Origin of the sequence: Caldicoprobacter faecalis (assembly GCF_900115765.1) — a bacterium.
Taxonomy (GTDB): domain Bacteria; phylum Bacillota; class Clostridia; order Caldicoprobacterales; family Caldicoprobacteraceae; genus Caldicoprobacter; species Caldicoprobacter oshimai.
The window spans coordinates 97061-117661 of sequence record NZ_FOXR01000003.1 but is presented as its reverse complement, the minus strand read 5'-3'; the positions used below and the strand labels follow the sequence as shown (position 1 = coordinate 117661).

The following is a 20601-nucleotide window of genomic DNA, read 5'->3' as shown; positions in this document are numbered from 1 at the left end:
GAACAGAAATGTACATTAACTTTACACCACCTGCAGATATTATCCTTAATAAGCTATAAACAAATTTTCTTACAAAGAAGGCCTATGTCCAGTAAAAAATAAAATAAAAAGCGGAGGAGAGAGAATCATGGCCGACAAAACCCTTCATGCTAAACCCCGCCCATGGGGCGACCTAGGAAACGGATATTACAGGAATCCCGTGCTCAATGCCGATTATTCCGACCCTGATGTCATAAGGGTGGGAAGTGATTTTTACATGGTATGCTCAGATTTCCACTACATGGGCATGCAGGTGCTTCACTCTAAAGACCTGGTGAACTGGAGGGTCATAGGTCAGATATATCGCCGCCTTGGCATTGACCCACGGTATGACGACATGGAAGGCTATGGCAAGGGAAGCTGGGCTCCCTCTATCCGATACCACGATGGAAAGTTTTATGTGTATTTTTGCACGCCAGACGAGGGGCTGTACATGAGTACCGCAACCAACCCGGCAGGGCCCTGGAGCCCTCTCCATGAGGTCAAACGGGTGTCGGGCTGGGAAGACCCCTGCCCGTTCTGGGATGATGACGGCAACGCCTATCTAGGCCACAGCACGGTGGGCGCCGGCCCTATAATAATCCATAAAATGAGCCCTGATGGCAAGACCCTTCTAGACGACGGCGTAGTGGTGTATGTCGGTAAGATAGCCGAGGGAACCAAGATATACAAGAGAAACGGCTATTACTACCTGGTCATTCCCGAGGGCGGCGTGGAAACGGGCTGGCAGACGGTGCTGCGTTCCCGGAGCATATACGGCCCCTATGAGAAGAGAGTAGTCCTCAAACAGGGCTCAACCAACATAAACGGCCCTCATCAAGGGGCGCTGGTAGAATTGGAATCGGGAGAGACCTGGTTTATACACTTCCAGAGCGCGGGAATTTTGGGCAGGGTGTGCCATCTTCAGCCCGTAAAATGGATAGATGACTGGCCGATAATGGGAGCCGAAGGCGAACCGGTCACCATTTTTCAAAAGCCCAATGTAGGCGGCGAGTATCCCATCAGCTTTCCTCAGACGTCGGACGACTTCGACAAGCCCGAATTGGGGCTGCAGTGGCAGTTCAACCACAACCCTGTTGATGAAAACTGGTCACTCACCGAACGGCCGGGATATTTCCGCATCAAAGCCATGTACGCCGATGATATACTGCGAGCCAGAAATACCATCACTCAAAAGTTGATGGGAGAAAAAGGCGTAATAACGACAGAGCTCAGCATAGAATACATGGCCGAGGGCCAGAAGGCAGGGCTGGCCTATCTGGGTGGTACGCAGCAAAACTGGATTGGCGTTGAAAGGCGAGAAGATGGGTACTTCATAAAGGCGGTCACCGGCGGCATAACCCATCACGGCCCCAAAGTTGCCGGCAATACCGTCTGGCTCAGAAGCACCCTTGACCTGTCCTCCTCTACGCGGTTTGCCTTCAGCCTGGACGGACAACATTTTATGGAACTGGGCGGAGATTGCAAACTGGCATGGGGATTCTGGAAGGGTGCAAGAATAGGGTTGTTTTCCTACAATAGTATCAGAGATGGCGGTTGCGCTGACTTTAACTGGTTCAGATACGAATTTGAATGATAGCAAAAAGAGCCCCTATGAAGTATGGGGCTCTTTTTTATGGGTATCATTTTTTTATATTGCTTAAATTTTGATACCTTTTTGCAAAACTCATTAAGAAATGATACCAAATCTAATGTCCGATTACTTTTTTATAAAGAAGGCGTGTGATACTTTTAAAATAGGCTAAAAATCAAGCATTGGCCGTTAATCAAAAATTTTAGGAGGTGCAGTTATGAATGTCAAAAAGTTCATGTACCTGTTTGTTGCAATTCTTCTGTGCATATCACTGATAGCTGGTTGCACAACTCAAAAGGATAAAGCAGATGAACAAAATGCAGGAACCGGAGGAGCAACGCAGGACGAGGGCAACAAACAGGAAAAGCCTGAAGAAGTGACGCTGCGCTTTATGTGGTGGGGTGGAGAAGCCCGTCACCAGGCAACTCTCGAAGCAATAAACACGTATCAGAAAAACAACCCTCACGTAAAAATCAACGCTGAATATGGCGGGGTTGACGGCTATCTCCAGAAGCTGGCCACTCAATTGAGCAGCAGAACAGCCCCAGACATAATACAGATCGACGTCACCTGGATACTCGAGCTCACTTCACAGGGTGACTTCTTCGTTAATTTAAACGAAAGAGATGAAATTGACACCAGCATATTTGACAAGAACTTCCTTGACCAATTCTGCTACCATGACGGTAAGCTGATAGGTTTGCCAACAGGCGTAAATGCAGGGGCTTTACTGTACAACAAGGACTTTTTTAAGAAATACGGCATAGATGAAAAAATGGAATGGACCTGGGATAGTCTTCTTGAGGTTGCAAAAGCAGTTCATGAAAAGGACCCCAACGCCTATCTCCTAAACTTCGATGCAATACGCAGCTACTACGCTTTAAAGGCCTATGTGATCCAAAAGACCGGCAACTATTGGATCAACGACGACTATACCCTTGGATTTGATAGGGAAACGCTGGTTGAAGCCTTCAATTATTTGAATAAACTGTTTGAAGCAGGGGCCATAGAACCATTTGAACAGAGCGCACCCTTCCACGGAAAACCCGACCAAAATCCAAAATGGCTTAACGGCGAAATCGGGATGTCCTGGAGCTGGACATCGACATACGCCGCCGAGAAAGCAAATATACCCAATCTATCGATTGCCATGATACCGATAATGGAAGGTGCCAAGGACACCGCTTTGGTGGTAAGGCCATCGCAATTGCTCGCAATCAATAAAGATTCTAAAAATGTAGCTGAAGCAGCCAAATTCCTGAACTGGTTCTTCAGCGACCCAGAAGCGGCCAAAATACTCAAAGACGTGCGCGGCGTACCGGCCACCAAGGCTGCACGCGATGTCCTTGTAGAGAACAACATGCTGGATCCCGTCCTCAATGAAGCCACCACAATGGCCATGGAGAAGATGGGTAAGCCCGAGAATGCCATAAGCCAGAATCAGGAACTGGAGAAAATAACCACCGACGTTATACAGATGCTGGCTTATAAGAAGTTGACTCCAGAGCAGGCAGCCGATGAGCTGATTGACCGCTTCACACAGAAACTCTCTGAGCTTAAAGAACAGCTCAATAAATAAGGTGACCCCCTATCATCAAATAAAACCGACCTCTATTATCCTCAATATCCGAAGTGCTGGATAAGCCCAGCACTTCGGATAACATGGTTTTTTAAATCTTTGAATGAAATTAAAAATTTTTCAGGTGGGGATTGCAGAAATGAAGTACTACAGGAACAAAAACTATATAGGCCTTCTATACATCAGCCCATGGATCGCAGGATTCCTGCTGTTTAAGCTGTATCCATTTGTGATGTCATTCATATACTCCTTTACGGAGTTCAGCATATTGGATAAACCCGTATTTACGGGCCTCGACAACTATATATATATGTTTACCAAGGATAAGCTCTTTTTCCCGGCTTTGAAAGCAACGCTGGCGTATGTCTTGATGACAGTGCCTATGAAAATATCCTTTGCTCTGTTTGTAGCCATGCTATTAAACATGAAGCTCAGGAGCATAAACATCTTCAGAACCGCTTATTACCTTCCCTCCATATTTGGGGGCAGCGTGGCTGTATCGGTGCTGTGGAGATTTCTCTTTATGAAAGAAGGCATCGTCAACAAGTTTCTCGGCTTTTTCGGCATAAAATCCATCGACTGGCTGGGAAATCCGGATGTAGCGCTGTTTACCGTAAGCCTTTTGGCGGTATGGCAGTTTGGTTCATCGATGGTGATATTCCTTGCAGGATTAAAGCAAATACCAAATGAGTTATATGAAGCTGCGATTGTTGATGGTGCTTCTAGGATGAGAAAATTTTTCTCAATTACCCTGCCCATGATCTCGCCTGTTATGTTCTTTAATCTCGTCATGCAGACCATCAACGCTTTCCAGGAGTTTACCGGCCCATACGTGATAACGGGTGGAGGTCCCATGAATGCAACTTATGTATACAGCATACTGGTATACGATAACGCGTTCAGATACTTCAGGATGGGGTATTCTTCGGCGCTTTCGTGGGTTCTGTTCCTATTGATAATGGTATTTACAGCGCTGCTCTTTAAGTCTTCTTCCTACTGGACATACTATGAGGACGGTGGTAAATAACTATGAACGCAGCAACATTGCACAGAAAAAATGTAAAGATGATGAGACACGGCATCGCAAAGGTGCTGCTTTATACCTTCTTAATCGCGTTCGGAATATTTATGGTCTATCCCCTGTTGTGGGTAATAGGGGCATCCTTCAAGCCCAATGACGAAATATTTAAATCCATAAACATCTTCCCTTCAAAAGTGGTCTTGGACTCTTATGTAAAGGGCTGGCAGGGTACAGGGCAGTATACCTTCGGCACATTCTTGATAAACTCCTTCAAGCTGGTTATACCGGTCATCATATTTACGATAGTATCGTCTACCATGGTAGCCTATGGCTTTGCTCGCTTCAATTTCCCGCTCAAAAAGCCCTTATTCGGGATCATGATTGCGACGCTCATGCTGCCCGACTCGGTCACGTTGATTCCCAGGTATATCCTGTTCAACAGGTTTGGATGGGTGGACAGCTATCTGCCATTCATAGTGCCGGCGTTGTTTGCAAGCCACTCGTTCTTCATATTCATGATGGTACAGTTTTTGAGGGGACTTCCCAGGGAGCTTGAGGAATCGGCCACCATCGACGGCTGCAACTCCCTTCAAACGCTTATAAAAATAGTGGTGCCGCTTTGCAAACCCGCCATAATATCCATGAGCATATTTCAGTTTATATGGACATGGAACGACTTTTTAAACCCATTGATATACATCAACAGCGTGGACAAATATACGGTAGCTCTTGGCCTCAGGATGTCGATTGACGGAACCTCGGTGATACACTGGAACCAGATAATGGCCATGACGGTTATTGCCATGTTGCCATCCATAATAATCTTCTTCCTGGCACAAAAGTATTTTGTCGAAGGCGTTGCCACCACTGGCCTTAAAGGTTAAACACAGAAAACAAAACCGGCTTTGCACCAGACCAGGTGCAAAGCCGGTTTTTAATATTCTTTAATATTTCTCTTCAGAATTCACTTCCTCCAAATCGGGAATATACAGATATATGGCTGTACCTAAGTTTTGTTTGGTCCTTATAACCATCCTGTATCGATCCCCGTATATCAATTTCAGCCTGTAGTGCGTATTTAGAAGCCCTATCTCCTCCGAATATTCCCAATCTCCGTTCAACTTCTCGTAGATTTCTTGCAGCTTATGACGGGGTATGCCCACGCCATTATCAATGACTGAAATTTTTATAAAATCCCCTCTTTTGAAGGCCTTGACTTTAATAAGGCCCAGCTTTTGCCGGCCTCTAATCCCATGATAGATGCTGTTCTCGATAAGCGGCTGAAGGATCATCTTAACCACTTTCTTGTGAAGCAACTTTTCATCGTACTCCCATAACACATCAAATTGCTGACCATACCGGATTTTTTGTATGTCTACGTAATTTCTCGCATTGGTTATTTCCTTCTCAAGCATCACCATCCTCTCAGGATGGCTGAGCGAATAATCTAAAATATCCGAAAGCTTCTCCAGCATATCGCTTATCTCATTAGGCCCTTTGGTCAGAAGGAGCAGTTTGCAGTTGATGGCATGCAGGGTATTAAACAGGAAATGGGGATTGATCTGCGATTGCAGCGCCAAAAGCTCCATGGTCTTGAGCCTGTATTTCCTCTCGGATAACTGCATTTTCAAATAATGCTGCTCAATAAAGTTGTTTAAAATTTCCTCTATTATATAGCTATATTCGTCCTTCTTTTCGGGAACCGCCGCAGGAGAAAAGTATCCGTTTTTGGCCGAATCTATAATCTCCCTTATGCGAGCAATCTGGAGATACTTTTTACTGGTAACATAATAGGTCAAGCCCAGTGCCAGCACAAAGGATATGGCCAGCGAGAATAACGTGATGTTGCTAAGTTGAATTGGAACTCGATACAAAAAAGCCTGCGGTACCATTGATACATATCGCCAGTTGTATTTAGCAGAGTGTACCTGCATCACGACATAAGGCTTATCCTGTATGGCAATCGTCCCTTCGCCTTCTAAACCAGCCAGCTTTTGCCTGATCTCATCCCGCAACCCTGAAATCAAAGAGTGATTGCAAAACAGCAGCTCATCATCCTCGTTTAGAATCATAACTGTCTGATTGGGCTGGATGGTCAGCTCGCTCATCATCATGTGGATGTATTCCGGCAGGATATTGAGCACAATGACTCCCTGCCGTAAAGGCAGCCTGCGATATATGGTAATTACTTTGGTGCTCTCAAATTCATATTGCCTTATTTGTCTTATCTTGGTCCACATAAGTTGGCCTGTATTGTTTACGAAATCTTGATACCATTGAGTATCATAAAAGCTGTTCAATTCCACCAGGCCTTCCCGAGTCGTCAAAAACCTGCCCATATCATTGTCGTAATACACATAAATCGAGTGGATATAGGGACGGGCATTGGCGGGAGCGTTTATAAAGCTCTGAACTATCCTGTAAAAATTTATATTTTCTATAGAAAATTTGGTACCGGTCAAAAAGGAGCGTATCTTCATAACGACCTCTGGATCGGTATCAAACAGTATTACCAGGGGATCCAATTCATTGAGCATCAACTCAACATTTTCCTTGATCTGATTCAGCATGTTCAGGTTGTTATGCCTTATCTCCTGCTTTACAAAACTATGGGTGACCGCAAAGGACAATACTCCTAGGATCAGCAGGGAAATCATGGTGGGAATCAAAAACAATGCAAAATCCTTGAAGAAAAATTTACTTTCAACGAGCTTCATATCAGTTATTACCACCTTTGTGCCTGTACTGCTTAGGGGTTACACCAAAATATTTCTTAAAGCTGCGGGCAAAGTTTTTGGCATTGCTGTAGCCTACCATTCGCCCCACCTGATGTATTTTAAGGTCAATATTCTTCAATAGCTCGGCGGCATTCTTCATCTTTACTTCGGTTAGAAAATCCGAAAAATTCTCCCCCGTTTTCTGCTTGAAATAATAGCTCAGATAGTTAGGGTTCATATGAACCACTTTAGCTACATCCTCCAGAGTCGCACTCCTGTAATTGCGCTGTACATAATTTTTGATGGTGCTGATCACTCCGTCTTCCAGGCTGAATCCCCTATCCTGGCCTTTGTCATCCGAAGTACGTGTATCTTGATTCTCATAACGTGACCTCTCTTCATCTAATTCACTTTTAATCCTAGAGAATACATCCACCAGTTCTTTGTACTTGGCCGGCTTTAGGATATAATTTTTCACCCCAAAATCCAGCGCTTTTTTGGCATACTCAAAATCCCTGTATCCGCTTAAGAAAACCACCTTGGTAGGTGACTTAGACAGATACAGCTCTCTGGCGAGATCTATGCCTGAAAGCACAGGCATACGTATGTCGCACAGCACAACATCCACCGGATGCTGCCTTATATAATCGAGGGCTTCTTGCCCATTATTGGCCTGAAACACGATATTAAACCCTATATCTTCCCAGGGGAAACAGCTGCACAGAGTATTTCTTGTGCCCGGCTCGTCATCAACCACCAGTAAACTGTATAGCTTCTTATCGGCATTCATAAAACATCCCACCGCCTGTAATAATTTCTTAAATCTTTCCATACAATTACTTTAAATCTTCTTGGAAATTTATTCGCTATATAGAAAGTTGTATAGAAACCCGTATACAAACTTCAATTTTATTATACAGTTAATCAGCCGTATATGCAAATATAAATCAAAATGCATTTGATTAGACCCGTTTAAATACCTTCATTAAAGAGAGTAGTATCTTTGGAGCCATTTAGGTACACCTTAAAATATAAAACCGCGAAACATGAGCGTACTACAAAGCATGCTTTTTATGATATAATTATACGATAGTTGATTTAAAGATGAGGGGGCATAAAAAATGGCCAAGATAAGGCTAGACAAGCTTCTGGCGCATTCAGGCATCGGTACTCGAAAGCAGGTTAAAAAATTCATCAGGAAAGGACTTGTCACAGTGAACGGCAAAGCGGTAAGAGATGCCGGAACGATTGTAGATACCAAGCACGATGAAATCTTTATCGGCAACGAAAAGGTAAAATATAGAGATCTCATATATATAATGATGAACAAGCCCAAAGGCGTTATCACCTCCACATATGACCCGGCGGAAAGGACCGTTATCGACCTATTACCACCTGAATTGACAGCCGTAGATCCTTTTCCGGTAGGGAGGCTGGACAAGGATACAGAAGGGCTGCTCCTCATAACAAATGATGGGGAGCTGGCACATCAGCTTCTATCGCCTAAAAAGAACGTTGTAAAAAAATATTACGCCCAAATACAGGGAATTGTTGACGAAAATGACGTCAAGGCTTTCAAAGAAGGCATAATCCTGGAAGATGGATATAAAACCCTTCCTGCCGGCCTTGAAATTCTCCGCGCCGCCGACGTATCCGAAGTGTACGTTTACTTGAAAGAAGGGAAATACCACCAGATAAAGAGGATGTTTAAAGCGTTGGGTAAAAAAGTCCTATACCTTAAGAGATTGGCAATGGGCAGTCTCGTTCTCGACGAGAGGCTAAAACCCGGAGAATGGAGGGAATTGACTGAAGAAGAGGTGTCTTCTCTGAAAACGTCGATTTCACGATAAAGTATATAAGGATTTGGGTAGGTTAATTATTTGAATAAATAACAATGAGCTGGCTCATGAGCCAGCTCATTGTTATTTACCTTATACCCAAATCCACCCTTCCTGCAGCTGACCAGAATTTACCCTCAACTATCTCAAGGCCTTCAGGTTTCCTTTCAGCAAGCCAGAGCCTAGCATATGCATTTGCCAGTTCTTGGTATTTTACCACATTTTTCTACCATTTCTATCATAGTGCGATAATGAGCTTCATATAGTTGCGGCCCCTGAAAGGTCCATGTTTCATCAAGACTTTTACCCCGCCCTAAAGCCCATGTTTCATCTCCACCAATATGTATGTATTTGGACGGGAAAAATTCTAGCACTTCCTCAAGAAGATCATACGCAAATTTTCTCGCCTCGTCATCTGAGAGATTTAAACATCCCTCTCGAGGCAAATGCCATTCACTGTATTTTGAAAACTCTGGTAGCATTAATATATTGTTCCATATGACCTACTAGCTCAAGAGAAGGAAATACCTCTATTCCCAACTCACGCCCATATTCTATAATTTCTTTAAGCTCTTCTTGCGAAAGTCTACCCCTTGTACTCCCTATTTGGGGATACTTCTGTCATGGAAATAAGTCTTCTAAATAGATAGCAAAATAATTGTATTTAAGCAAAAAAAGCCAGTTCAATATATCTTTAAAAGTAGAAACAGTGGGAACACCTCCGCGCGCTATATCGAGATGATAACCTCTAAAAGAAAAACGAAAGCTCTCTTCTATTACGATTTCTGGTAGGGCATCCTTTTTTTGCATTAGAAGTTGTATTATTGTAGCATAGGCAATATTCGAGTTACCCCATATTTTCACTTTACCCTCTTCTATTGATATGCCACATCCTTGTTTCTCTACTTTTTCTATAGTCCATGAACCTTTAGGTATGGAAAAAGTTCGTACCAAAAAGCATGGCATATTTGAAAAACCATCAAAAGAAAACCATCGTCCCATAAAGTTTACTGATTTAGGTTGAGGCACTATTTGAGGTACTGTATTAATCATAAAAACCAAACCCCTCCTTAGTATTGCTTTCCTTTAAGGAAATTATAGGTCCTATCATATACTTCTCGTGCAGCAGGATCAGAGGACATGGCTGCCTTTAAAAGAGTTTTTACCTGCTGATAAAAAGCTGTATAAGCCTTTCTTGCATATTTGTATTCAAACGCTTTATCAATATACAAATAATATTTTTCTCTCATCTTTTCATTTGTCAGTACTGCATCACTCATCTCCATTTCTATTCCCATACCATAATCATAAGCAGCTCTCAGAATAGTATCTAATCTGTCTTTTCCTGTTTCCGCCCACATATAGTTTGGCTGCATTAATACACCATCAAAACCAAGTTCTTTCCACTTATACCAACCACGCGCAAAATAATAGGGTATCCACTGAAATATTCCACCTTTGGAATGAATATACTCTGACGTCCATTTAATCAATTCTGCTTCCAAAGAACTCAAGTAATAACCAATAAACTCTGCATACCAATAAAACCCTACCAATTCTAGCTCAGTATACTCGGCTTTTTCCCAGCGATTATACACTTCGTCAATAAACCATTTAACCACCTTTTGTCGATTAATAAGTGCTTGTTCTTCTCCTATTTGGGAAACATTAAGATTTAAGCTAACTCCACTGCCATCGACATCTCCAAAATTGGTTTGATCTGTGCGTGGATATGGGATGGCTATAATAACCTTGGCTTTATAATTTTTGTACTTTTCATTATTTAGCTCCTCCTTAATCTCTTTTACAGCCTCATTTAAAGCTCCTAATTCGCGGTCCTCTCTAAAAAGCCTATTTAAAAAATATTCAAAATGAGTTTTGTTCGAAGGTTTGCCCCCCGTGGGACTAAAAGTTGCTCCATCCAACAACTTTCCATACGGCAGAAATAAGAAAGTATCGAACATAATATCCACAGGTTTTAAATCTTTATTTAGGTAAGCCACATAAGGTTTAAAATCTTCTTTTGTAAAAGAAATCCAATTTTCGCCCGGTTTATCATATTCCCAATCTCCTGTGTAGATAAGTACCGCGTTTTTAATTCCTCCTACAGATTGTGGTTTTGGATATCCTTTTAACCTTTTATCCCCAAATGGCAAAATATTTTTAATGTTGGGTATCAGCTTATCCCCAACTTGAGAATTTGTTCCCCATACTTCTACTTCATCGGCAAACAACCACCCTTCAACAGGTACAATAATCTTTACATAACGAGCAATTTTATGAATCCCTTTTTTAGAAATCTTTTGCTTTATCGGCCCTTTTTCAGTAGGTAAAATCCCGCTTTTTTCCCTTCCTAAAAACTCCCACTTTTCACCATCTATAGAAAGATAAAACTCTACTTCCCGTGGAAAATGAATACCCACCGGTACATTCTGAAGGACACTTATAGCAATTTCTTCCACTGTAACAGAAGATTCTAAATCAACAGTAATATCTCTAAAAGCTTGGTGCAGATAACCTACATAAGCTTTATCCGTAAAACTTAAGCTCCCATATTGACCATCAGTAAGTTCACCACCGCTATCTGGATAATTTACCTCATGAACTTTAGTATAAAATTCATCTGGAGGATATACTGTATTTACTCGATAACTTTTACCTAAAGCTAAATTGACAAGCTCCTTAACATGACTTTGTTTGTCTTTTTGGGCATTTCCTTGTATAGGTGAAATTACTACGAAGAAGATCACTAACATTAACCACGATAAAAAACGTTTTTTATACATTATTAACCACTCTCCTTTCTAATATTTTTCACTTATATAAATATTCCGCTTTAAACAAAAAATTCCTCTTTTTATATATTTTTTAGAGAAAATATCTTTCTATTTATCCAATTAAAGACATTAAAGATGGCAAATTTAAAGTTGTAACCCCTTTAGCTATATCAATTCTTTCTTTATTTATCATAACTTTCTGGTTATTTGCACTCCAAATTACAATATATCCCAATCCATTTTCTGCTTTATACCACAATACATCAACAGGACTTTCTGAACTCAAAGTTAACCGTGTATTATAATATAAGTAGGTTCCCCCAACTATGAATAAACCATTTAATTTCTCTTTCTTTACTAACTGAACCAATACGTTACCATCTGTTCTAAAACTTTTATATACTATTTCCCGGTTATCACTAAACGAAATAAAACATGAACATACATCTTTATGTACTAATACCGAATTATCACTAATAAAATTTACAAAAGCAGACTTAGAAAAAACGTCATTTAAATCTAAGACGTTTAAAAAAGTAACATCCGACGCTTTATTCTCTGTAACAAATTCAGTATGGTATTCCTTTAAATGATTGTTTGTAGGTATCATATTTTCAGGATAACCTTCTAATATCCTGACTAGCAAAGGCCTATTACTATTTAAATAAAAGTTTAAATTCGTATTTCCGCCTTTGATTTGCAGACAATGTAAATTTATTCCTTTTTTTGTCATGTCAATATCTGGCTTATTAACTGTATGAATCAAACTAGAAAAATTCTTTTCTACTTCTGAAACAATGCGATCAAACATTACTATTAAACCAGAGTTATTACTATTTTTCCCCTCATTGAAGCGAAAGAACAATACCTTCCGTATAAAGCTGCTGACTTCTCCACCATAAGAAGGAGTCGCATCTCCTTCAAAATAATCTATTATATTACTGTGAATAAACCGTAAAATCCTCCCATCAGCTCCTGGCTTTTGGCAAATTTGTCCTTTCCCATCTACCAAGATTGTATTATGAGCTTTACTTTGAACATACCAGCCATAATAATGAGGGCTCCCATAGTAATCATAAACTCCAGAATCTACAATTAAGGTATCTCCTCCTGCATGTAGTATATAGCTATTCTGATCTGCATGTTCGTGGCCTCCCATTATTCCATGATAAGGACCACTTTTAAAAGCAAAATGCACTCCTTTCTGATTTTCCAACGTCGTATGAGCTATAATAATACCGCTTTCAGGAAAATATTTTGTCAGCGGCAAATCTACTGGTGGTTTTGGTACTATAGAACTATCCCACCAGTTCATCAACCGAATTAATAAACCTGGGCGTGCCAAACTATCATTCTTTAACGCCTCAATCCCATACCACTGAGCATATGGATCATTTTGTATTTTAGCCAAATAAAACATCACTGCAGCATCTTCACCATTGGGTAGTCTCTTGTGCGTATCTCCGAAACTGAGACTTATACCTCCAGGAGGTGCAATATACAGCCTAAATACGGCGGTCTTCTTCAACCACGGATGCTCCCGCAAGTTAATTCCAGTTACCGAGTAAATCGCCTCAACAAATTCAATAACAAATCCCATCGTATAAGTCCAATAATCACTTCCTTCATGCCATTCTCCGTCAACTCCACCCAGCGATAAGAACCGACCAATATAAAGTTTTATTGCATAATCGACCCAATCTTTAGCTTCTTCAACCTCATCCCAAATAGTAAGAGCTCCAATTGCCAATGCATTCGTTTGAAACCAAGGATGATTATTGGTTTCATCGAGGACAAATGGATTTAAATATCTCCATAAAGCACGACAACGCATTTCAATAGCATTTCTTACAAGTACTCGTTCTTCCTGAGAAAGCTCATTATACAAAAGGTCATAACCAATCGATAATCCTACAAGAACATCATGAGCTGCATGATCAACACTATCAATACCTGTCGAACCTAAAGGGTCCCAACCTGCCGCGTGTAACAACCATGTTTTTACATTTTCGCCGTACTTTTTTTCCCCAGTAACTGCATAAATATAGCTATATAAAGTAATAGCTTCTAATACCTTCGCTCCTGCATTAACAATTTCACGCCAACGTTGTAGATTCCACACGCCGTTCTCAAACATAGGTGGTTCATCTGGTAATTCTTTCTTATTCTTTTCTTTAACTTGCATATTTTTCAGTTGCGACGTATGCCTAATTTTATCTTGCGCCAATCTTTCGATTGCTTCCCAGATATGTTTTTTAGGCCCATTTATATCGTACAAAACTTTTTTCTTATCAATTAAGGTCCAAGGTAATCTAGGATGAGTAGTTTTCCACGGTCCTCCCCAATATGGAATGTAATTAATTTCTCCTACTTCAATAGTACAGGGATTGGACCATTCCCCTTTCCCAGATTTTAGTACAGGTGCAACACGGCAATACCATCTACCTGGCTGTAAATAATGTGTAGGCATAAAATAATTTTGCTCTACGTTTACAGTTTCAAGATATTCCCCCTTAAAGTCGATGTCTCTGCTATACTGAACTATATAACCAACAGCTTGTGGTATAGGCTCCCACGTAATAAAAAAAGGATTTGCTCTTGATTTTAAATTAGACTGCAATATGATTGTTGTTGATGGTTCCCCTTTTCTGGGAGAGGAACTATATACTTCAATTTCCGCTACTCCTAAAACATTTACCATCTCACCCGATTTGCCACCACCGGCAGGCATAAAGAGACGAATTCTGTCAGTTTCAAAAGGCAAAAAAATAATATGGGTATATTTACCATCCTCAGCTTCCTCACGAGATATTTCATCGATCCTCTTCCATTCGCCCTCTAAGCAATACTCTAACCAATATTTCTCAGGCTTCAAAAAGCACCCCTTATCTCTGGCCCAAAAAATTGAAACTGACTCTATAATTTGCTTACCTGGGAAAAGGAGAACAACCCAATGAGGCTCAAACGTAGCTCGTGAAAGCCATTGAACTTTATTTAAGCGACCAGTTTCATCTTCATCATTTCTGACACCATCATTTATTGGATACACTCGGTACCATGGCGCAAAACTATCTACCCCAACTCTCGTCCCAAAACTAGACAATGCTACATTAGAAGACACTCGTATCACCCCTTTATTACATCAATATAAATGACAAGCTATACTATGCCCCTCTTTTATTTCTTTTAAAATTGGTTTTTCTTTTGTACATATTTCCTTTTTATATGAACACCTAGGATGAAAAGGACATCCAGAAGGCGGATTAAGGGGTGACGGTATCTCCCCGCTGATAGTAATATTCAGGATTTCACCACCTATTACTGGAACAGATTTTAGTAGTGTTTGCGTATAAGGATGTAATGGTTCATTCAATAAATCTTCTGTCTGCGCAAACTCGACTAGAACCCCCAAATACATTACTGCGATTAAATCGCTAACATATTCTACCACTGCTAAATCATGAGCAATAAAGATATATGATAAATTTTTTTCCTTTTTTAACTCTAAAAGCAAATTTAAAATCTGCGCTTGAATAGATACGTCTAAACTAGAAACTGGCTCATCAAATATAATCAATTGAGGTTCCAAAGCCAACGCCCTTGCAATTGCTACTCTTTGTTGTTGCCCGCCGCTTAATTCATGCGGAAATGAGTTATAGTAATAATGAGGTATCCCCACTTGTTCCATTAAATTAAGAACTATCGACTTACGAGTTTGCTTAGTACCTATATTATGCAAGCGTAAAGGTTCTTCAATATTTTTACCAATTGTCATATGAGGAAAAAGAGACAAGTAAGGATTTTGAAATACCATTTGAACCTGTCGTCTTAAATGATAATTTTCACTTTTTGTAACCTTAAAAACCGATTTACCCAATAACTTCACGTCACCTTCTGTTGGCGGGATAAGCCCTAAGATAAGCCTAGCGAGGGTTGACTTACCACTCCCGCTTTCTCCCACTATACCCAAAGACCTGTGTTTCTCTAAATTAAACGAAACTCCATCCACAGCTTTTAGATCTTTTTTACCTACTTTAAAGTACTTTTTTACATTCTCAACTTGTAGAATAATTTCTGCCATATCTAAACCTCCTGACTTTTAAAACACTAATAAAGAAATACTGCCTTATATCCTGTCTTAATTATTCATAAAGCCAACAATATACAATATGTGTATCGGATAATTCAATTCTGGGTGGATTCTCTTCCTCGCATCTCGACATCTTTTTCCCACATCTTTTAGCAAAAGGACATCCCACTTCTTCCAATTCTCTTAAATTGGGTGGCTGTCCTGGAATAGTGTTCAAAGATTTTTTACTTTTGAGAATGGGAATAGAATTCAGTAGTCCCAACGTATAAGGATGTAAAGGCTTCTTTAGAAACTCCTCCGTAGTAGCTTTCTCTACTATCCGACCTCCATACATGACTATAATATAGTCAGAAACCATCGTAGCCACTGCCAAGTTATGAGTAATCAATATAACTGAAGTCCCTCTCTTTTCCTGAATCTTTCTGATAAGCTGTAAAATTTGTGCTTGCACAGTTACATCAAGTGACGTAGTAGGCTCGTCAGCTATCAGTAAATCAGGCTCGCTAATAAGGGCCATCGCTATCATAACCCTTTGCCTCATGCCACCACTAAATTCAAACGGGTATTGATGAAATCTTTCTTTTGCTGAAGGTATACCTACTTCTGTAAGTATTTGTATGGTTTTATGGCGCGCTTCATTTTTTGAAACTTTATGATGCCATAAAAGCGGCTCCATTATCTGTTGCCCAATTTTTATTGTAGGATTAAGGGAACTCATAGGATCTTGGAAAATCATGGAAATATTATTCCCTCTAATTTTCCTCATTTTTTTATCATCGTAGGTTAACAGATTTTCCCCTTTAAATATAATTTCTCCATTAATTTTTGCATAAGGGGGTAAAAGTCTCATAATACTTAAAACTGAAACACTTTTTCCACTTCCGGACTCACCTACGATAGAAACCGTTTCTCCTTTCTTTAACCCATACGAAATTCCATTGACTGCTTTTACTATTCCTTCTTTTGTATTGAAATGCGTTTTCAAGTTTTTTATTTCGAGTAAATATTCCAAATGTCTCACCTCTGCTATATTTTTTAAAAATTTGTCATTCTGTTTTAGGATCAAAGGCATCTCTTAAACCATCACCAAAGAAAGTAAACGCTAGTATCGTTAACGCAAAGATACCAGCTGGGAACAAAATCATATGAGGATAAGACAGCATCCATTTACTACCTTGCGAAATAAGCCCTCCCCAGCTTGGCATTGGAGGCATAACCCCTAATCCTATTAAGCTAAGACCGGACTCCATCATCATAGCTCCCGGAATATTGAAAGATAATGCCACTGCTATAGGACCTATTGAGTTTGGAATAACATATCTTAATATAATGGTTAAATTAGATGCTCCCATAGCCTTTGCTGCTTCGATATATTCTAGCTGTTTAACTGCTAAAACTTGACCGCGTACTAATCTAGCCATACCAGCCCATGAAGTCAACCCAATAGCCAAAAGAATTGTAAAAAGGCTCCTACCTAATACAACAACTAAAACCAGATTTAATAAAAACGATGGCAAGGCAAACATAATGTCAACAAATCTCATTAAAATATTATCGACTCGTCCTCCGATATATCCGGCTACAGCACCCACCAACACTCCTATACAAACCTGGACTAATCCTGCTCCAAAGCCCACAATCAAAGCATTTCTTAATCCATATACGATTAAGGTGGCCAGGTCTCTGCCTCCATCATCCGTTCCCATCCAATGCTTTGCATTTGGAGTTTGATATAAAGCAGTGTAATCCATCATTGTATAATGATATGGAGAAACAAAAGGCCCTACAATTGCAATTACTATCAGAAAAATAATAAAATATAAACTGATTACAGCCATTTTATTTTTTTTGAACCTTCCCCACAAAATGCCAAAATAACTTCTCTCTTTTACTTCTATCTCACTTTGACTATTTACTACGTGTTGAATACCGCCTTTTTGTAGTTGAACATTGTAATTTTGTCCCATAAATCATTATCCCTCCAACATGCTGTGTTTCCTAATACGAGGATCCAATATCCCGTAAATTATATCTACTATCAAATTGGTAAACATGACAATGGTAGCAAAAAACACAGTCGTACCCATTACCATTGGGTAATCGCGATATATCGCCGCACTTGCATAAAACTTACCTAACCCTGGTATATTAAAGAGATTCTCTACGAAGACAGTACCTACAGTCAAATATGCTAATTGGGGCCCTACTACAGTTATTAGAGGAATCAAAGAATTTCGCAGCGCATGTTTCAGCACTACCTGACGAAAACCTCCCCCTTTGGCCCATGCTACTCTTATATACTCTTTGTTTAAGGTTTCTATAAGGCTTGCTCTCATATAGCGGGTTATGCTTCCTATAGGAGCAATGGCTAATGATAACACCGGTAATACATAATTCTTGGGTTCTCCCCACCCAATAGAAGGAACTAAATGAAGTTTTAAAGCCAGAATATAAATTAAAAATACAGCGATCACATAATTAGGCAAACTTGTTCCAATCATAGACACAAGTGTGGCTATTCTATCAATAACAGTATTCCTTTTGAATGCCGCTATTATTCCTAACGGAATACCGATAACAAGAGCTAATCCTATAGCCATAACAGCCAGCCTAAACGATATGGGGAATGTACGCATAATAATCTTTTCTATTGTTGTACTTGGATATTGGAAAGAGGGACCAAACTCGAATCGAGCAGCATTCGATAGAAAGATCAAAAACTGTTGCCATTCTGGCTTATCCAGCTGATAAGCTTTTTCCCACGCTGCTTTAACCTCAGGTGGTACCGTTATATCCGTAATATTTTGTGATAATAACCGTTCTGTCTCTATATAACTCCCCGGTGCGCTCTTAACAAGTATGAAAGTTATTAAAGATACAAAAAATAATGCCACAATTATAAAAGCCACTCTTTTAACTATATATTTTAACACCACTTATCACCCACATTTCAATTGTTTACTTTTTTAAAAACTTTTATGATGGTAATTAGCTGACTGTGTAGTCAGCTAATTACCATCGCTAAAAGGAGTTTATTCTTCAATGGTAATGTCGTTAAAATACAACGGCGGAGCACCTAACCTTATAGGATCACCCACATAACCACGAATATAAGGTTTTATAAGTTTCGCAGCATTTTCCCAATCAATCGGTATGAATACCGCCAATTCTTCACGTAGCTTAGCCGCCTCTTTAAGCAATCTTTCTTGCTCTGCGGGATCTTTAGCCTCCAACCCTGCTTTTCTCAATTCAAGATATTTTTTAGCTTCTGGAGTAGTATGTTGCTCTACAAACTCTTGAAGTATCTTACTCTTCTGCTGAGGATCTATTGAGTTATCCGCTTTCATTTTTAAGTACTCTTTATATTTATCTGGAGGTAACAACTCTTTACCTACAACAAACATATTCCTAAAATATCCCGAATAATGATATTCTGGGGTTCCTGCACCACTAATCCAATAACCAATTTGATCCTTAGGCCATATCTTATTGTCACGTTCATCAACGAACTTAGCCCATTCATAATTTATAATTTTCGTCTTTATACCCGTCCCTTTTTCAATCATGTCTGCTATTGCTAACTCACGTGCTCCCGGATTCCCGGCTATCATAATGGTCAATTCAGGGAAACCTTTCCCGTCCGGGAAACCAGCTTCCTTCATCAATTCCCTAGCTCTATCAGGATCATACTTAAGCCCTATCTCTGTTCCCCAAGGTGCAAATATCTCCGGAACTAGTGATAAGCCAGGTCTTACCGTACCTTTCATTATATCGTTAGCAATAAGTTCCCTATTGATAGACATTGCAATGGCTTGGCGTACTTTCGGATTTTTCTGCAATATATCATTTTCACTTTGCATAAGACCCATGAAATAAACTACTCCTGTCTTATAAAAATGCATCTGCGATTTCAATTCAGGATCTTTTTCTATCTTTTCCATATCTGCTTGACCAGCTGTTGCAACGTTTATATCTCCATTTTGGTAGGGCAATAATTCTGAATCTAATTTAATTACTTCTACCTTATCCAAGTTCACCTTTCCATAATAGTGGGGATTAGGCTCTAATACCAAATTTACACCTAATTCATAGCTTTTTACCTTATATGGTCCGTTGGAAACAATCTTGTCTGCTGCTACCCACTCTTTCCCATACTTTTCGATTACATGTTTGGGTACCGGCACAGCCCACGGCTCGGCAGCCGAAACATCCATCATTGGCCAAGGCTCTGCTAATCTTACCTCTAACGTCTTCTCATCTAAAGCTTTAACACCTAATTCATCAGGATTTTTTTCTCCTCTGCGAATCTCTTCAGCATTCAATAGCGGAACACCTGTAATGAAAGCTGTTCCTTTACCATATTCCGCTGCTGTTGCAGGATTAACAACTCTTTTCCAAGAATATTCATAATCATAAGCAGTCAAAGGCGTACCATCAGACCACTTCAAGCCATCCCTTAAATAGAATTTCCACACTGTATAGTCTTCATTGTGTTCCCAGCGCTCTGCATTCGCAGGCACTGCTTTAAGGTCTTTATCCAACTTGGTTAAACCTTCAAATATTCCCATTTTTGCATATACTGTTCCCCATGTCCACACATGAGGCTCTAGAATTTCAGTAGTAGACCAAGGTAAGGACAGCTTCAGCTCTTTAGGTACTTGCTGTTTAGATTTCTCTTGTTGAGGTGTCTCCTGTTTAGCTGTTTCCTGTTGAGAGGTTTCTTGTTTAGGCGTTTCTTGAGTTTGTTCTGTTTGAGACTTATCAGTAGGCTGCTGACCACATCCCGATAACATTACAGATAATACAAACATGATAAGCATAACTACTACAAAATATCTTTTAAATTTTATCATTTTAACATCCTCCCTCTTTATTTAGTTTTATCGACTAGTAGTATTGAAAAGTAAATAATTAATGAGAAAGTCATATTTTCAATTTCCCCTACTGTCACCTCCTTATTTATAATT

At 40.0% G+C, this 20601-nt stretch carries 18 protein-coding genes; 5 read left to right on the top strand and 13 right to left on the bottom strand.

Annotated features, from left to right (window positions below):
- Nucleotides 1-127: 127 nt before the first annotated feature.
- From BM241_RS02235 to BM241_RS02220, 4 genes are all read left to right on the top strand, one after another.
- Nucleotides 128-1615, top strand: a complete 1488-nt coding sequence (locus BM241_RS02235; protein WP_092281937.1) for a glycoside hydrolase family 43 protein — start codon at nt 128-130, stop codon at nt 1613-1615.
- A 214-nt stretch (nt 1616-1829) separates the two neighbouring features.
- On the top strand, nt 1830-3191 hold the full coding sequence (locus tag BM241_RS02230) for an ABC transporter substrate-binding protein (protein WP_207648948.1): 1362 nt from the start codon (nt 1830-1832) through the stop codon (nt 3189-3191).
- Nucleotides 3192-3330: 139 nt separating this feature from the next.
- Nucleotides 3331-4218, top strand: coding sequence for a carbohydrate ABC transporter permease (locus BM241_RS02225; RefSeq protein WP_092281936.1), 888 nt, complete (start codon nt 3331-3333; stop codon nt 4216-4218).
- A 38-nt stretch (nt 4219-4256) separates the two neighbouring features.
- Complete coding sequence (locus BM241_RS02220; RefSeq protein WP_025748616.1) at nt 4257-5096, top strand: carbohydrate ABC transporter permease; 840 nt, start codon at nt 4257-4259, stop codon at nt 5094-5096.
- Nucleotides 5097-5156: 60 nt separating this feature from the next.
- On the opposite strand, the gene BM241_RS02215 is transcribed toward BM241_RS02220, so the two are convergent.
- Both BM241_RS02215 and BM241_RS02210 read right to left on the bottom strand, forming a co-directional pair.
- A complete protein-coding gene (locus BM241_RS02215) occupies nt 5157-6929 on the bottom strand; it encodes a sensor histidine kinase (RefSeq protein WP_092281935.1) in 1773 nt (590 codons plus the stop codon).
- A gap of 1 nt (nt 6930) precedes the next feature.
- On the bottom strand, nt 6931-7761 hold the full coding sequence (locus BM241_RS02210; RefSeq protein WP_242948225.1) for a response regulator transcription factor: 831 nt from the start codon (nt 7759-7761) through the stop codon (nt 6931-6933).
- A gap of 289 nt (nt 7762-8050) precedes the next feature.
- Between BM241_RS02210 and BM241_RS02205 the strand changes: the two genes are divergently transcribed.
- Complete coding sequence (locus tag BM241_RS02205; RefSeq protein ID WP_092281933.1) at nt 8051-8779, top strand: pseudouridine synthase; 729 nt, start codon at nt 8051-8053, stop codon at nt 8777-8779.
- A 76-nt stretch (nt 8780-8855) separates the two neighbouring features.
- On the opposite strand, the gene BM241_RS12885 is transcribed toward BM241_RS02205, so the two are convergent.
- From BM241_RS12885 to BM241_RS02165, 11 genes are all read right to left on the bottom strand, one after another.
- Nucleotides 8856-8987: a hypothetical protein gene (locus BM241_RS12885; RefSeq protein ID WP_278291843.1), complete on the bottom strand. Its 132-nt coding sequence runs from the start codon at nt 8985-8987 to the stop codon at nt 8856-8858.
- Nucleotides 8950-9249, bottom strand: coding sequence for a family 20 glycosylhydrolase (locus BM241_RS13070; protein ID WP_207637403.1), 300 nt, complete (start codon nt 9247-9249; stop codon nt 8950-8952). The genes BM241_RS12885 and BM241_RS13070 overlap by 38 nt, the downstream gene beginning before the upstream one ends.
- Entirely contained in the window at nt 9221-9307 is an 87-nt protein-coding gene (locus BM241_RS13065; protein WP_394328171.1) for a hypothetical protein, read from the bottom strand. The genes BM241_RS13070 and BM241_RS13065 overlap by 29 nt, the downstream gene beginning before the upstream one ends.
- 81 nt (nt 9308-9388) lie before the next feature.
- Nucleotides 9389-9820 (bottom strand): hypothetical protein, encoded by a 432-nt coding sequence (locus tag BM241_RS12575; RefSeq protein WP_207648947.1) that lies wholly within the window; start codon nt 9818-9820, stop codon nt 9389-9391.
- 17 nt (nt 9821-9837) lie between these two features.
- A complete protein-coding gene (locus BM241_RS02195) occupies nt 9838-11553 on the bottom strand; it encodes a DUF4855 domain-containing protein (RefSeq protein ID WP_092281932.1) in 1716 nt (571 codons plus the stop codon).
- A 103-nt stretch (nt 11554-11656) separates the two neighbouring features.
- Nucleotides 11657-14665, bottom strand: a complete 3009-nt coding sequence (locus BM241_RS02190; RefSeq protein WP_092281931.1) for a DUF4962 domain-containing protein — start codon at nt 14663-14665, stop codon at nt 11657-11659.
- A 21-nt stretch (nt 14666-14686) separates the two neighbouring features.
- Nucleotides 14687-15625 (bottom strand): ABC transporter ATP-binding protein, encoded by a 939-nt coding sequence (locus BM241_RS02185; RefSeq protein WP_025748623.1) that lies wholly within the window; start codon nt 15623-15625, stop codon nt 14687-14689.
- 61 nt (nt 15626-15686) lie between these two features.
- The gene (locus tag BM241_RS02180; RefSeq protein ID WP_025748624.1) at nt 15687-16646 is read right to left on the bottom strand and encodes an ABC transporter ATP-binding protein; all 960 of its coding nucleotides are present in this window, start codon (nt 16644-16646) and stop codon (nt 15687-15689) included.
- Between the two features lie 34 nt (nt 16647-16680).
- Nucleotides 16681-17601 (bottom strand): ABC transporter permease, encoded by a 921-nt coding sequence (locus BM241_RS02175; RefSeq protein WP_025748625.1) that lies wholly within the window; start codon nt 17599-17601, stop codon nt 16681-16683.
- A gap of 6 nt (nt 17602-17607) precedes the next feature.
- Complete coding sequence (locus tag BM241_RS02170) at nt 17608-18567, bottom strand: ABC transporter permease (protein WP_084054765.1); 960 nt, start codon at nt 18565-18567, stop codon at nt 17608-17610.
- 99 nt (nt 18568-18666) lie between these two features.
- Complete coding sequence (locus tag BM241_RS02165; protein ID WP_092281930.1) at nt 18667-20487, bottom strand: peptide ABC transporter substrate-binding protein; 1821 nt, start codon at nt 20485-20487, stop codon at nt 18667-18669.
- Nucleotides 20488-20601: the final 114 nt, after the last annotated feature.

Coding starts and splice junctions, on each gene's coding strand:
- BM241_RS02235 (WP_092281937.1), top strand. CDS start 128: ATGGCCGACAAAACCCTTCATGCTAAACCCCGCCCATGGGGCGACCTA.
- BM241_RS02230 (WP_207648948.1), top strand. CDS start 1,830: ATGAATGTCAAAAAGTTCATGTACCTGTTTGTTGCAATTCTTCTGTGC.
- BM241_RS02225 (WP_092281936.1), top strand. CDS start 3,331: ATGAAGTACTACAGGAACAAAAACTATATAGGCCTTCTATACATCAGC.
- BM241_RS02220 (WP_025748616.1), top strand. CDS start 4,257: ATGATGAGACACGGCATCGCAAAGGTGCTGCTTTATACCTTCTTAATC.
- BM241_RS02215 (WP_092281935.1), bottom strand. CDS start 6,929: ATGAAGCTCGTTGAAAGTAAATTTTTCTTCAAGGATTTTGCATTGTTT.
- BM241_RS02210 (WP_242948225.1), bottom strand. CDS start 7,761: ATGGAAAGATTTAAGAAATTATTACAGGCGGTGGGATGTTTTATGAAT.
- BM241_RS02205 (WP_092281933.1), top strand. CDS start 8,051: ATGGCCAAGATAAGGCTAGACAAGCTTCTGGCGCATTCAGGCATCGGT.
- BM241_RS13070 (WP_207637403.1), bottom strand. CDS start 9,249: ATGCTACCAGAGTTTTCAAAATACAGTGAATGGCATTTGCCTCGAGAG.
- BM241_RS12575 (WP_207648947.1), bottom strand. CDS start 9,820: ATGATTAATACAGTACCTCAAATAGTGCCTCAACCTAAATCAGTAAAC.
- BM241_RS02195 (WP_092281932.1), bottom strand. CDS start 11,553: ATGTATAAAAAACGTTTTTTATCGTGGTTAATGTTAGTGATCTTCTTC.
- BM241_RS02185 (WP_025748623.1), bottom strand. CDS start 15,625: ATGGCAGAAATTATTCTACAAGTTGAGAATGTAAAAAAGTACTTTAAA.
- BM241_RS02175 (WP_025748625.1), bottom strand. CDS start 17,601: ATGGGACAAAATTACAATGTTCAACTACAAAAAGGCGGTATTCAACAC.
- BM241_RS02165 (WP_092281930.1), bottom strand. CDS start 20,487: ATGATAAAATTTAAAAGATATTTTGTAGTAGTTATGCTTATCATGTTT.